The 13,107-nt window shown below is 70.6% G+C and carries 11 protein-coding genes; 2 read left to right on the top strand and 9 right to left on the bottom strand.

Translation table 11 applies throughout. The features are described 5' to 3' along the window. Nucleotides 1–22: 22 nt before the first annotated feature. Nucleotides 23–1,003: a glutathione S-transferase C-terminal domain-containing protein gene (locus tag AB0M93_RS07655; protein WP_364269519.1), complete on the bottom strand. Its 981-nt coding sequence runs from the start codon at nucleotides 1,001–1,003 to the stop codon at nucleotides 23–25. Nucleotides 1,004–1,012: 9 nt separating this feature from the next. Further along, on the bottom strand, nucleotides 1,013–1,489 hold the full coding sequence (locus AB0M93_RS07650; protein ID WP_364269517.1) for a MarR family winged helix-turn-helix transcriptional regulator: 477 nt from the start codon (nucleotides 1,487–1,489) through the stop codon (nucleotides 1,013–1,015). A gap of 106 nt (nucleotides 1,490–1,595) precedes the next feature. Here AB0M93_RS07650 and AB0M93_RS07645 point away from each other — a divergent pair, with 106 nt between their 5' ends. Continuing rightward, the gene (locus tag AB0M93_RS07645) at nucleotides 1,596–2,153 is read left to right on the top strand and encodes a YceI family protein (protein ID WP_364269515.1); all 558 of its coding nucleotides are present in this window, start codon (nucleotides 1,596–1,598) and stop codon (nucleotides 2,151–2,153) included. Nucleotides 2,154–2,174: 21 nt separating this feature from the next. Here the strand turns inward: AB0M93_RS07645 and AB0M93_RS07640 are convergent, their stop codons facing one another. From AB0M93_RS07640 to AB0M93_RS07615, 6 genes are read right to left on the bottom strand one after another with little or no spacing between them, the layout of a single operon-like run. Next, nucleotides 2,175–2,780: a TetR/AcrR family transcriptional regulator gene (locus tag AB0M93_RS07640; protein WP_364269513.1), complete on the bottom strand. Its 606-nt coding sequence runs from the start codon at nucleotides 2,778–2,780 to the stop codon at nucleotides 2,175–2,177. A gap of 9 nt (nucleotides 2,781–2,789) precedes the next feature. Beyond that, the gene (locus tag AB0M93_RS07635) at nucleotides 2,790–4,793 is read right to left on the bottom strand and encodes a TIM-barrel domain-containing protein (protein ID WP_364269511.1); all 2,004 of its coding nucleotides are present in this window, start codon (nucleotides 4,791–4,793) and stop codon (nucleotides 2,790–2,792) included. 9 nt (nucleotides 4,794–4,802) lie between these two features. Next, nucleotides 4,803–5,618: a carbohydrate ABC transporter permease gene (locus AB0M93_RS07630; protein ID WP_364269509.1), complete on the bottom strand. Its 816-nt coding sequence runs from the start codon at nucleotides 5,616–5,618 to the stop codon at nucleotides 4,803–4,805. After that, a complete protein-coding gene (locus AB0M93_RS07625; RefSeq protein ID WP_364269507.1) occupies nucleotides 5,615–6,556 on the bottom strand; it encodes a sugar ABC transporter permease in 942 nt (313 codons plus the stop codon). The genes AB0M93_RS07630 and AB0M93_RS07625 overlap by 4 nt, the downstream gene beginning before the upstream one ends. Then, nucleotides 6,553–7,785 (bottom strand): sugar ABC transporter substrate-binding protein, encoded by a 1,233-nt coding sequence (locus AB0M93_RS07620; protein WP_364269505.1) that lies wholly within the window; start codon nucleotides 7,783–7,785, stop codon nucleotides 6,553–6,555. Before AB0M93_RS07620 ends, AB0M93_RS07625 begins: the two co-directional genes overlap by 4 nt. Before the next feature lie 38 nt (nucleotides 7,786–7,823). Further along, entirely contained in the window at nucleotides 7,824–8,831 is a 1,008-nt protein-coding gene (locus tag AB0M93_RS07615) for a LacI family DNA-binding transcriptional regulator (protein WP_364269503.1), read from the bottom strand. 348 nt (nucleotides 8,832–9,179) lie between these two features. Here AB0M93_RS07615 and AB0M93_RS07610 point away from each other — a divergent pair, with 348 nt between their 5' ends. Next, complete coding sequence (locus AB0M93_RS07610; protein WP_364269502.1) at nucleotides 9,180–12,107, top strand: glycoside hydrolase family 3 C-terminal domain-containing protein; 2,928 nt, start codon at nucleotides 9,180–9,182, stop codon at nucleotides 12,105–12,107. Between the two features lie 132 nt (nucleotides 12,108–12,239). Here AB0M93_RS07610 and AB0M93_RS07605 read toward each other — a convergent pair whose 3' ends face one another. After that, nucleotides 12,240–13,061 (bottom strand): SAM-dependent methyltransferase, encoded by an 822-nt coding sequence (locus AB0M93_RS07605; protein ID WP_364269501.1) that lies wholly within the window; start codon nucleotides 13,059–13,061, stop codon nucleotides 12,240–12,242. Nucleotides 13,062–13,107 lie beyond the last annotated feature (46 nt).

Genomic DNA, 13,107 nt, shown 5'->3' with positions numbered 1-13,107 from the left:
GCGACAACGCCAGTCCGTCAGGTCAGTGCGGCACCCTCTCCGCCGCCGGGGGCGGGCCCGGCGGGGTGCCGTCGCCGAACGGGCGGCCGCCGAGTGCCTCGCGGCCGTGCGGGGTCAGCCAGCCCGAGACGTCCGGGCCCGCCGGGATGATGCCCGTCGGGTTCACGTTCTTATGGACCACGTAGTAGTGCTCCTTGATCTGGGCGAAGTCGATCGTGTCGCCGAAGCCGGGCGTCTGGAACAGGTCGCGGGTGTACGCCCACAGCACCGGCAGCTCCGTCAGCTTCTGGCGGTTGCACTTGAAGTGGCCGTGGTACACCGCGTCGAAGCGGACCAGCGTCGTGAACAGCCTGATGTCGGCTTCGGTGATCGTGTCGCCGACCAGGTACCGCTGGTCCGCCAGGCGGTCGGACAACCAGTCCAGGCGGGCGAACAACTTCTCGTACGCGTGCTCGTACGCCTCCTGGGACCGCGCGAAGCCGGCCTGGTACACCGCGTTGTTGACGTCCGTGAAGACCTTCTGGGCTACGTCGTCGATCTCGTCGCGCAGCTTCTCCGGGTACAGCTCGGGGGCCCCGTCGCGGTGGTACGCCGTCCACTCGGTCGACATGTCGAGCGTCATCTGCGCGAAGTCGTTCGTGACGACCTTGCCGGTCGGGATGTCCACGAACGCCGGCACCGTGATGCCGCGCGGGTAGTCCGGGTCGCGCTTGAAGAACGCCTCCTGCAGGCGCTCGATGCCGAGCACCGGGTCGCGGCCGCCCGGATCGAGGTCGAAGCTCCAGCTCCGCTCGTCGTGCACCGGGCCCGCGATGCCCATCGACAGCACCGGCTCCAGTCCCAGCAGCCGGCGCACGATCACCGCGCGGTTCGCCCACGGGCAGGCCCGGGCCACGACCAGCCGGTACCGGCCCGGCTCGACCGGCCAGCCGTCGCGGCCGTCCGCCGTGATGCGGTCCGGCAGGTAGTTCAGGTCCCTCTCGTACTCGCCCTTGTCGCTCATCGGCGCCCTTCAGCAGTCGTCGGTCGGGGGAGCGGTGTCCAGTGCCGCGGCCAGCCGGGCCAGCACCGGCCCGGCCGCGCGGATGTCCTCGGCGCTCAGGTGATCGAACACCGAAGCCCGCACCCGCGCCAGGTGGCTCGGGAAGGCCGCCTCCAGTCTGGCCAATCCCACGGGAGTCAGCACGGCGTTGGACGCGCGCCCGTCCTCGGCGCACCGGCGCTTCTCGGTCAGGCCGCGGCGGGTCAGGTCGTCGACCACCCGGCTGATCCGGCTCAGCGACAGCCCGGTCGTCGCGGCCAGCCCCGAGATGCGGAGCAGGTGGTCCGGTGCCTCCGACAGCGCGACCAGCACCCCGTAGTCGGTGATGGTGAGGCCCGTCTCGGGCAGGAACTGGTCCTCGAGCGCGCGCGGCAGCGCGGTCATGATGCGCATCAGCGGCCGCCAGAAGGCGGCTTCTTCGGCGTCGAGCGCGGCCTGATCACCCATATCGGCGAGTCTACCGAAAGCTTGCTTGCGCAACCAGTAAAAGTGAGTACAGTGTCGTTGAACCCTCAATCACCGGGGGGTGCCACCACGAGGAGAGAAGACAGCGATGACCAGCGCGACCACCTACCCCCAGCTGACCGGCGAATACACCCTCGACCCCACGCACTCGCGGATCGGGTTCGTCGCCCGGCACGCCATGGTGACCAAGGTGCGCGGCAGCTTCAACGAGTTCACCGGCTCCGCCACCATCGACGGCGACGCCCCGGAGAAGTCGTCGGCCCAGGTCACCATCCAGGCCCACAGCATCGACACCCGCAACGCCGACCGCGACGGGCACCTGAAGAGCAACGACTTCCTGTCGATGGACGAGTACCCGCAGATCACCTTCACCTCGACCGAGATCAAGCAGACCGGCGAGACCAGCTTCGAGGTGACCGGCGACCTGACGATCAAGGACGTCACCCGTTCGGTGACCATCCCGTTCGAGTTCGAGGGCGCCGCGAAGGACCCGTTCGGCAACGACCGGATCGGCTTCGAGGGCTCCACCACGATCAGCCGCAAGGACTACGGCATCACCTGGAACGCCGCCCTCGAGACCGGTGGCGTGCTGGTGAGCGACAAGGTCACGCTGGAGTTCGAGATCTCCGCGATCAAGTCCGCCTGAGCCCGGGGGCGGGGACCGGTGTCAGCGCCGGTTCCCGCTCGCCCGCAGGGTGCCGATCCCGACGTCGAGGGCCGCTTCGAGGTGATCGATGCGGCCCGTCGACAGCATCACCACCACGCCGCCCTGGATGCCGGCCAGCAGGGCGGCCGCCGTGCGTTCCACGTCCAGCTCCGCACCGACCTCGCCGGCCCGCTGCAGGTGCCGGATGCCCGCGGCGATCTCGTCCTGCCACCGCCGCAGCATCTCGCCCACCACCGCCTGCGCCCCCGGCGTCGCCCGCCCGAGCTGGGAGATCAGCACGTTGAGCGGGCAGTGCTGGCCACGGCTGGCGTAGTGCGAGACGACCGTGTCGCGCCAGCGCCGCCACGCCGCCCACGACGTCAGCGCGCCCAGCTGCGGCTGCTGGACGGCCAGGACCTGGTCCGCCTCGAACCGCGCGACCGCCAGCAGCAGCTCCTCCTTGCCGTCCGGGAAGTAGTGGAAGAGCTGGCTCTTGCTGGTCCCCGTTCGCGCCCGGACGTCGTCGAGCGTCGTGACGGCCACCCCGTGCTCGCGGATCTCCGCCGCGGCGCCTTCGACGATCCGCTGCCGCGTCGCGGCGCCCTTCGGGGTCAGCTTTGGACTCACGGGTCCATATTAATCCGCGCGGATCGGCAGCTCCGCCCCGTCGCGCAGGAACACCGGGATCCGCTCCGCCGGCGCCGGCGCCTCGACCCAGCCGCCGCCTTCGTGCCGCGTGCCGGTCACCGCGTCCGTCCACGAAGCACCCGCGGGCAGGTACACCCGGCGGGCCGTCACCCCGGGTTCGAGGACCGGGGCCACCAGCAGGTCCGGCCCGAGCAGGAACTCCTCGTCCACGTCCCAGGCCGCCGGGTCCGCGGGGAAGTCGACGAACACCGGGCGCATCGGCGGGATGCCCTGCTCGTGGGCCACCCGCATCTGCTCCATCAGGTACGGCCGCAGCCGTTCGCGCAACCGCAGCGACGCCGTGATCGACTCGTACGCCGCCGAACCGAACGACCAGACCTCGTTCGGGCCGCCGGTCATCTCCGGCCCGAACGCCGGGCGCGGGTCGCGGAAGCCGTGCAGGCGGAACAGCGGGCAGAACACGCCGTACTGGAACCACCGCACCATCAGCTCGCGGTACTCCGGCGAGTCCGGGTCGCCGCCGTGGAAGCCGCCGATGTCCGTGGTCCACCAGGGAATCCCGGCCAGAGCCACGTTCAGCCCGGCCCGCACCTGCGTCCGCAGCGACTCCCACGTCGCGCCGATGTCACCGGACCAGAGGGCCGCGCCGAAGCGCTGGCTGCCCGCCCACGCCGAGCGGGACAGCAGCACCACCTCGTCGTCGCCCTCGGCGCGGATGCCGTCGTGGAACGTCTGCGCGTTCGCCTGCGGGTAGAGGTTGAACACCTCCGCGCCCGGGCCGGCGTGGAAGCCGAGGTTGTGCGGGTGGCCCGGCTGGATCTCCGGCTCGTCGCCGTCCAGCCACCACGCGCGCACGCCGAGGTCGTAGTAGTTCTCCTTGACCTTGCTCCAGACGAACCGCCGCGCCTCCGGGTTGGTCGCGTCGTAGAACGCGACCGGCATCTCGACGTCGAAGCCCTTGTCCTTCCACGGCGCATGCGCCGGGACGCCGCTCTCGGCGGCGACCAGGAGGCCCTGCTCGTGCAGCTCGCGGTAGTTGGACGACAGCGGACTGACCGACGGCCACACCGAAACCATGAGCTTGACGCCGAGTTCCGCGAGCTCGCGCACCAGCCCGGCCGGGTCCGGCCACTCGGCCGGATCGAACTGCCAGTCGCCCAGGTGCGTCCAGTGGAAGAAGTCGGCCACGATCACCGAAAGCGGCAGCCCGCGCGAGTGGTATTCCCGCGCGACGGCGAGCAGTTCCTCCTGCGTGCGGTAGCGCAGCTTCGACTGCCAGAACCCGGCCGCCCACTCCGGCAGCATCGGCGCGTGGCCGGTCGCGTCGGCGTAGTGGCTGAGGATCTGCCGTGGCCCGTCGCCGGTGGTGATCCAGTAGTCGAGCTGACGCGCGTCGTCGGCGACCCAGCGGGTGCCGTTGGCGGCCAGCTCGACCCGGCCCACGGCGGGGCTGTTCCACAGGAACCCGTAGCCGCGGCTGGACAGCAGGAACGGCACCGACACCTCGGCGTTGCGCTGCACCAGGTCGAGCACCAGGCCCTTCTGGTCGAGCCGGCCGTGCGTGTGCTGGCCCAGCCCGTAGAGCCGCTCGTCGTCGTAGGCGCTGAACCGCTGTTCCAGCCGGCCGTACCCGTTGCGTGAAGGCATGAACAGCCGCGCGCCGGGCCACCAGAAGTGCGCGCGCTGCTCGGACAGCAGCTCCTCGCCGGTCTCGGTGCGGACGAACCGCAGCTGCGCGTCGATCCCGGTGTCGGTGTCGGCGATCTCGACGATCGCGGTGAGGCCGCCGTTGACCACCCGGCCCGAGCGGCCGGACGCCTCCGCATACGCCGCCGACGGCTTCGCGGGCAGCAGCGCACCCGGGATGTCGTCGAGGATGCGGTGCCGCCCGGCGCGCACGCGCAGGCTGCCGTCGCCCCACGGCTCGATGCGCAGCACCTCGTGCCGCACGCTGATCTCGAGCGAGCGGCCGTCTTCGGTCGTGGCGATCAAGCGGACTCCTTAGTCTTTGACGGCGCCGCTGGTCAGCCCGGCGACGACGTAGCGCTGGGCGACCACGAGCAGGACGGCCGCGGGGACCGCGGCCAGGACGGCGGTGGCCATGATCCCGTTCCAGTCGGCGGACTGGTTGCCGACGAACCGGTAGATGCCCACGGTGATGGGCTCGAACGACTGCCCGGTGGTGAGGGTGACGGCGAACAGGAAGTCCGCCCAGGCGAACAGGAACGCGAACAGCCCGGCGGTGACGAGGGCGTTGCGGCTGACCGGCAGGATGATCGAGAAGAACGTGCGCCAGTACCCGGCACCGTCCACCCGGGACGCTTCGGTGAGCTCCTTCGGCACGGAGATCATGAACGCCCGCAGCAGCAGGATGGCGAACGGGATGGTCGCGGTCGAGTCCGCCAGCACCAGCCCGAGGTAGTCGTCGATCAGGCCGAGGTTGCTGAACACCGTGTAGAGCGCGTTGGCCATCACGATGCCCGGGATCATCTGCACGATCAGCAGCACGAACACCAGCACCGGGCCGCCGCGCACCTTCAGCTGGGCCAGCGCGTACGACGCCGGCGTCGCCACCAGCAGCGACACGAGCACTGTGCCGGCCGCGACCACGACGCTGGAGAGCAGGTTGGGACCCTGCGTCGACAGCGCCTTGCGGTAGCCGTCCAGGGTGCCGCCGACGGGGAAGAAGGCCGGATCCGGGCGCAGCAGCGCGCCGCTCGGCTGCAGTGAGGCGTTGACCATCCAGTACAGCGGGAACAGCAGCACCGCGACGATCAGCACGCCGATCACCGTCCGCGGCCAGCTCGACGTCCTCATGCCGCCGCCTCGGCCAGCGTCGCCTTCGCCGAACGCAGGTACAGCAGCCCGAACACCGTCGCCACCACGATGAGGACGTTGCCGACCGCGGCTCCCTGCCCGAACGCGAAGTCCTGGAAGGACAGCCGGTAGGACCATGTCGTCAGCGTCTGCGTCGCGTTCGCCGGGCCGCCGCCGGTGACGACCATGATCACGTCGAACACCTTGATCGTGTAGACCAGCCCGAGCATCAGCACGATCCCGGTGACCGGCCGCAGCAGCGGCCAGGTGACGTGCCGGAACCGCTGCCACGCGCCCGCGCCGTCGAGCTCGGCGGCTTCGTAGAGCGACGCCGGGATCGCGCGCAGCCCGCCGTGCAGGATCACCAGGTTGAACGGGATGCCGATCCAGATGTTGGTCAGGATCACCGCCGGCAGCGCCCAGTTCGTGCTGCTCAACCACGGCACCGCATCGAGCCCCACCGCGCGCAGGCCCGCGTTGAGCACGCCGTGGTCCTGGTCGAACATCCACCGCCAGACCGCGCCGCTGACCACCAGCGGCAGCAGCCACGGCAGCAGGAGCAGCGACCGCAGCAGCGCGCTGCCGAGGAACCGGCCGTTGAAGAACACCGCGAGCGCCAGGCCGATGCCGAACTGGAAGACCAGCGACCCGGCGGTGAACAGGACCGTGTTGAGCGCCGCCGTCGAGAAGAGCGGGTTGTTCAGCACGGCGGAGTAGTTCGCGAAGCCGACGAAGGGCGCTTCGCCGGTGTAGAACGACTTCACCGTGTAGTTCTGGGTGCTCATCACCAGGTTCGCGGCCAGCGGGTAGCCGAAGAACACGACGACGTAGGCCAGTGCGGGCAGCAGGAACGCCCACGCGGCGAACCGGCTGTCCCGGCGGGACTTCCGGTTCGCGCGCGACGGTGCCGCGACCGCCGGGGCGGCGGTGAGCGTCACGACCCGCTCGCCTGCTGCGCGGCCTTGAGGGCCTGGTCGACCGGGGTCTTGCCGGTCAGTGCCGCCTGGAGCGCGTCGGCCAGCGCCTGCGAGACCTTCGGGTACTTCTCGCCGAGCTCGGCGGTGCGGGAGCGGGCCGTGCCGACCTCGTCGACGAACGCCTGCATCGCCGGCTGCTCGGTGCCGAACTTCTGCGCGGTGGCCGACTTCGACGGGATGTAGGCGTGCGCCTTGCTCCACTCGAGCATCGTCGGCTCGGACAGGATGCAGGAGAGCACCTTGCCCGCCGCCTGCTGGCCGGGCCCGTTCGTGACCGGCACGGTGCCGACCTCGCCGCCGAGGGCGACCACCGGCTTGCCGCCGGCCTGCGGCACCGGGATCGGCACTACGCCGTAGTGCAGCGACTTCTGCTCGTCGAGCCGGGCGATGTTCCACGACCCGTTGATCATCATCGCCGCGTTGCCGCCGACGAACTGGTCGGCGACGTCGTTCTGGTTCCAGGTCACCACGGACTTCGACGCCGAACCGGAGGTCACCAGGTCCGTCACGTACTGCATCGCCTGCGCCGCCTGCGGAGAGTCCAATTGGGACAGTTCGGCGCCGTTGCTCCAGAAGAACGGCAGGAACTGCCAGGTGCCCTCTTCGGACGGGACAGCGGAGAAGGCGAGGCCGTACTTGCCGTCCTTGGTCAGCTTCGCCGCGGCAGCCTTCAGTTCGTCCCAGGTCTTCGGCGGCTGGACGCCCGCGGCCTGCAGGAGGTCTTTGTTGTAGATCAGCGCGAGGCCGTTGACGCCGGGTGCGACGCCGTACACCTTGTCCTGGTAGGTCCCCGCCTTGACGATGCTCGGGTAGTAGCCGTCGGTGGTGATGCCGTAGCCGTCCAGCGGGGTCAGCGCGCCGGTGGCGGCGACCTGCTGCAGCGTCGGGTTGTCGGTGAACAGCAGGTTCGGCAGTGTCTTCGAGCTGGCCCCCTGCAGCACCTTCGGCAGCATCTGGGCGGTCGGCACCTTCTGGCGCTCGATCTTGATCCCGGTCTGCTGGGCGCACGTGTCGAGGATCTTCTGCCAGGCGGCGGAACCCTGCTCGTCGGAGTAGTAGTCGAGTTCGGTGATCGACGTGGCGGCCGGGGCGCCGGAGCCGGCCGGCGCGGACGGCGCCGGGCTGGGGCTGCAGGCGGCCAGCAGCGCGGCACCGGCGGACAGCACGAGGGCGCGTCGAACCAAGGACATGGTGATTCTCCTTCGGCGGCGGAGCAGAACCAGGGGGTTTAGGAGCGCGGGGAGGCGGTGCTCTCGCGCCGGGTGAGGCGGGGCCCGAGCAGCCGGACCTCCGGGGTGGTGTGGCCGGCGAGCCGGCGCATGGTCATCTCGACGGCCTGGGTGCCGACCTCCTCGGCCGGGATGGCCACGTTGGTCAGCGAAACCACGTGCTGCTCGGCCATGCTGTCCGGGCACACGGCGATGACCGAGATGTCCTCGGGCACCCGCAGGCCGCGGTGGCGCAGGTCCGACAGCAGCCCGGGCAGCACGGCCTCGTTGTGCACGACCAGGCCGGTCAGGCCGGGGTCGGTGGCGAGCAGGTCGTCCAGGCAGGCGCTCACCGCTTCGTAGGAATGGGCGCACGACCGGGAGGCCGCGCGGATGTCACGGCTCTTCGCGGCTTCGTCGAAACCGCGCAGGAACCGCGTCGCGTAGCTGGTGCCGCGCCGGTAGACGGCCGGGGAGGGGCCGATCAGCGCGATCGAGCGGTGGCCGAGCTCGGCCAGGTGCGCGACGCACGCCGAGGCCGCCGCGGTGAAGTCGAGGTCGACGCAGCTGAGCCCGGCCGGGTGGTCCGGCACGCCGATGAGCACCACCGGCAGGTCGAGGGCGAGCAGCATCGGCACCCGCGGGTCGGCGGTTTCGACGTCCATCACCATCAGCGCGTCGGCGATCGCCGAGGACGCCACCCGTTGCAGCGCGGCGGGTCCTTCGTCCTTGGTGAGCAGCAGCAGGTCGTGGTCGTGCGCGCGGGCCGCGGTGACCGCCGAGGCGACGAACTCCATCACGACGGCGACGTTCAGGTCCGTGCGCAGCGGCACCACCAGCGCGAGCACGTTGGTCTTGCTGCTGGCCAGCGCCCGCGCCCCGGCGTGCGGGTGGTACCCGAGCTTGCGGATGCTGTCCTCGACCAGCCGCCGGGTCTTCGGCGAGATCGAACGCTTGCCGCTGATCACGTACGACACCGTGCTGGGGGCGACCCCGGCCGCGTTGGCGACGTCGTTGATCGTGACCACGGGCGGCCTCCTGGGGACGGGGGAGGGTGTGTCGGTGTCGAAGCGCATCGACGATGGCACGAAGGTAGGTGACACCGGCCGGAAACACAAGCGCCATTCGCCGTTCGCGTGCATTCGATTCGGATTCGACAACCGGCCCGCGCGTCGAATTCGTCGAAACTGCCTGCTGGTGGTTCTTCTTGCAGCTCAGCGCAGGGTTTCCGGTGGTCGCTCGAGCTGTCTGGGAGCGTTCCCAGGAACTCTTGACCTCGTGCTCACGCGGCTGTAATAGTCGTCAGGCTCCCACCCTTCGACGCGAATGTTCCGCGCCGCGCCGTCGAAACGATTCGACGATTCCGGAGGCCGTCCGTGCGCAAGTCCCTGTTCCGCCGTGCCCTCGTCCCGGCGGTGGCCGCGACCCTGCTGCTGGCCCCTTCGCCGGCGCTCGCGGCACCGCCACCCCCGTTCCGCGACCCGTCGCTGCCGCTGACCACACGGATCGACGACCTGCTGTCCCGGTTGACCGCGGACGAGAAGATCTCCCTGCTGCACCAGTACGAGCCGGCCATCCCGCGGCTCGGCATCGGCGTGTTCAAGACGGGCACCGAGGCGCTGCACGGCGTCGCCTGGTCGACCGACTACGACAACAAGGGTGCGGTCGTCAAGGCGGACGGCACGGTGTTCCCGCAGGCCATCGGCCTGGCCAGCACCTGGGACCCGGCGCTGGTCAAGCAGGTGGGCGCGGCGGTGGGGCAGGAGGCCCGCGGCTTCAACGTCCGGAACCCGACGCTGTGGGGCCTCAACCTCTGGGCCCCGGTGGTGAACCTGCTGCGCGACCCGCGGTGGGGCCGCAACGAAGAGGGCTACTCCGAAGACCCCTACCTGACCGGCAAGTTCGCGGTCGCCTACGGCCACGGCATCCAGGGCGACGACCCGCGGTACCTGCAGGCCGCGCCGACCCTGAAGCACTTCCTCGCCTACAACAACGAGGCCAACCGCGACACGAGCAACTCCTCGGTGCCGCCGAAGATCCTGCACGACTACGACGAGCAGGCGTTCAAGATCCCGTTGCAGGCGGGCGCGGCCAATGCCGTCATGCCGTCGTACAACCTCGTCAACGGGCGGCCCAACCACGTCAGCCCGGATCTTGACGGCAAGCTGCGGAGGTGGGCGCCCCAGGACATCGCCGTCGTCAGCGACGCCGGCGCGCCGTCCAACCTCGTCAACTCCGAGAAGTACTACGCCACCAAGGCCGAAGGCGACGCGGCGGCGATCAAGGCCGGGCTCGACAGCTTCACCGACAACGACACCGACGGCTCGATCACCGTCGCCGCGGTCAAGGAAGCGCTGGCCAAGGGCTTCCTCACGATGGCCGACGTCGAGAACGCCGACCGGCACCTGCTGTCGCTGCGGTTCCGGCTCGGCGAGTTCGACCCGCCGGGGCGCAACCCGTACGCCAAGATCACCCCGGCGGTCATCGGCTCGCCGGAGCACCAGGCCCTGGCGCGAAAGACCGCCGACGAGCAGATGGTGCTGCTGCGCAACAACGGCGGCGCGCTGCCGCTGAACGCCGCGCGGAACAAGAAGATCGCTGTCGTCGGGCCCCTGTCGAACACGCTGTACGAAGACTGGTACAGCGGCGCGATGCAGTACAAGGTGACCCCGGTGCAGGGCATCCGGGAGCGGCTCGGCTCGGCCGGCACGGTCGCGTCGTCCGAAGGCGTCGACCGGATCGCGCTGAAGGACCTCTCGACCGGCCGCTACCTGACGGCCCCCGCGACCACCGGCAAGATCACCGCCGGCGGGACCGTCGCGGGCACGCCCGAGTCGTTCGACGTCTACGACTGGGGCGCGGGCAAGAACACCCTGCGCGCGGCCGCGAACGGCAAGTTCTTCAGCTACTCCGGCGGCGCGCTGGTCAACGACGTCGACCAGCCGGCCGGCTGGTTCGTCCAGCAGCAGCTGAAGCTCGACGCCCAGCCCGACGGCAGCTACGTGCTCGAGTACGCGGGCAACGAAGTCAACGAGCCGTGGTTCGGCCCGAACAAGTTCGCCGTCGTCGGCGCCGACGGGGTCCTGACGATCTCGTCCCCGGACGCCGCGCACGCGACGAAGTTCGGCCGTGACGTGCTGACCAGCGGGGTCGGCAGCGCGGTCGCCGCGGCCGAGGACGCCGACACCGCGGTCGTCGTGGTCGGCAGCATGCCGTTCATCAACGGCCGCGAGGCGAACGACCGGACCAGCACCGAGCTCGCCCCGGCGCAGCGCGCCCTGATCGAGGCGGTGCAGAAGGCGAACCCGCACACCGTCGTCGTGGTGGAGAACAGCTACCCGACGACCGGCTGGGACACCCTGTCCGTGCCCGGCATCCTGTGGACCAGCCACGCCGGGCAGGAAACCGGGCACGCGGTCGCCGACGTGCTCTTCGGCGACGTCGACCCGAGCGGGCGGCTGACGCAGACCTGGTACGCCTCCGACGCCGGGCTGCCGAGCATCCTGGACTACGACATCGCCAAGACCGGGATGACCTACCAGTACTACCGCGGCAAGCCGCTGTTCCCGTTCGGCTACGGGCTGAGCTACACGAGCTTCCGCTACGGCGGGCTGCGGGCCGTCCAGGCCGGCGGCCAGGTCCGGGTCAGCGTCGACGTGACGAACACCGGCACCCGCAGCGGATCCGACGTCGTCCAGCTGTACTCGAAGAACTCCGGCGTGCAGCGGTTGCGGGACTTCTCGAAGCTCACGCTGGCCCCGAAGGAAACCCGCACGGTGCGGTTCGAGGTGCCGGTGGCGGACCTGGCGACCTGGGACGTCTCCCGGGACCGGTCCGTGGTGGCGGCGGGGGTGTACGAGTTCTCGGTGGGCCGCAACGCCTCCGAACTCCCGGCATCGCGGCCGGTCTACGTGCCGGGGGAGCCGGCGCTGCCGCGCGACCTGAGCCGGCCGACCCAGGCCCAGAACTTCGACGACTACTCCGGCACGACGCTGACGGACACGTCGAAGGTTTCGGGTACCTCGGTCGCCGCTGTGGCGGGGAGCTGGGTGGCCTACCGCAATGTGGCGTTGAACGGCCCGGCGCGGTTCTCGGCCTCGGTGTCCGCGCCGGCGGCGTCGCAGGTCACCGTCCGCCTGGACTCACCGACCGGACGGGTGCTGGGCACGGTGCCGGTGGCCGCCACCGGTGACCACTACGCCTACACGACGGTGACGGCGGCGCTGGCGAAGGCGAGCGGGCGGCACGACGTGTACCTGACGTTCGACGGCCCGGTGAACATGGCGACGTTCTCGCTGCGGTGACCTGCCCGCCGTTCGCTGCCGCCGGGCGCACGGCGAGCCCCCTCGTCTCCTCGTGCCCCCGGCGGGCAGCGCCCTGCGTCCGATGGTGGCAGGCGGCCCCTACACGATCGCCATATTCGCCGGTGGGGGCCGTTACGGCTTCCGGCCCACGCCGGCGTACGGGAGGGAGTTGACCGAGGGGCTGTCGGACATGTCGCCGGCGCCCTCGGGGTTCCACATCGCGCAGCCGACCAGGCCCGGTTCGACCAGGTCGAAGCCCTCGAAGAACCGGAGCACCTGGTCGTGCGTGCGCGGGAACGGCCGGTTCTGCTGGTTCTGCCGGTTCGTGTAGACCTCGATCGCCTCGTCGAGCCCGGCCGAGCCGGAGTCCGCCGCGACGTGCGTCAGCGCCAGGAAACTGCCCGGCGCGAGCCGGTCGCGGTAGCGGGCCAGGATGCCGGCCGGGTCCCACGAATCCGGCACGAAGTGCAGCAGCAGCAACATGAACACGCCGGTCGGCTGCTCGGGGTCGAGCAGCCGGCGGGCCGGCTCGGCGTCGAAGATGTCGTTGACGTCGCGCAGGTCGGCCTGGAGCACCGCGCAGTTGTCGTTGCCCTGCAGCAGCAGCTCGCTGTGCGCGACCGCGATCGGCTCGCGGTCGACGTAGACCACCCGGCACGACGGGTCGGCCTGCTGGACGATCTCGTGCAGGTTGCCGACGGTCGGGATGCCGGAACCGACGTCGAGGAACTGCCGGATCCCGGTGTCGACCATGTACCGCGCGGCGCGGCGCAGGAAGGCGCGGTTGAGCCGGGCCGCGTCGCGGACGCCCGGCATGATCTTCAGGATCTGCTCGCCGAGCGCGCGGTCGGCGGCGAAGTTGTGGTCCCCGTCGAGCCAGAAGTCGTACACCCGCGCGGGGTTCGGCACCGAGGTGTCGATCTCCGGCGGTACCCAGCTCAGCTCTCCGGTCACGGGACCTCCCACCCTCGCGGCTCTGGAGTGGCGAAGCCTAGTCCTC

This window comes from Amycolatopsis sp. NPDC051102 (assembly GCF_040682815.1).
Taxonomy (GTDB): domain Bacteria; phylum Actinomycetota; class Actinomycetes; order Mycobacteriales; family Pseudonocardiaceae; genus Amycolatopsis.
Note: the sequence above shows the minus strand (reverse complement) of the source record. Positions and strands in the feature narration are given on the sequence as shown.

Bases quoted from the DNA above. Each gene is read 5' to 3' on its own strand.
- AB0M93_RS07630 (WP_364269509.1), bottom strand. From the start codon at position 5,618: ATGAGGACGTCGAGCTGGCCGCGGACGGTGATCGGCGTGCTGATCGTC.
- AB0M93_RS07650 (WP_364269517.1), bottom strand. From the start codon at position 1,489: ATGGGTGATCAGGCCGCGCTCGACGCCGAAGAAGCCGCCTTCTGGCGG.
- AB0M93_RS07645 (WP_364269515.1), top strand. From the start codon at position 1,596: ATGACCAGCGCGACCACCTACCCCCAGCTGACCGGCGAATACACCCTC.
- AB0M93_RS07620 (WP_364269505.1), bottom strand. From the start codon at position 7,785: ATGTCCTTGGTTCGACGCGCCCTCGTGCTGTCCGCCGGTGCCGCGCTG.
- AB0M93_RS07655 (WP_364269519.1), bottom strand. From the start codon at position 1,003: ATGAGCGACAAGGGCGAGTACGAGAGGGACCTGAACTACCTGCCGGAC.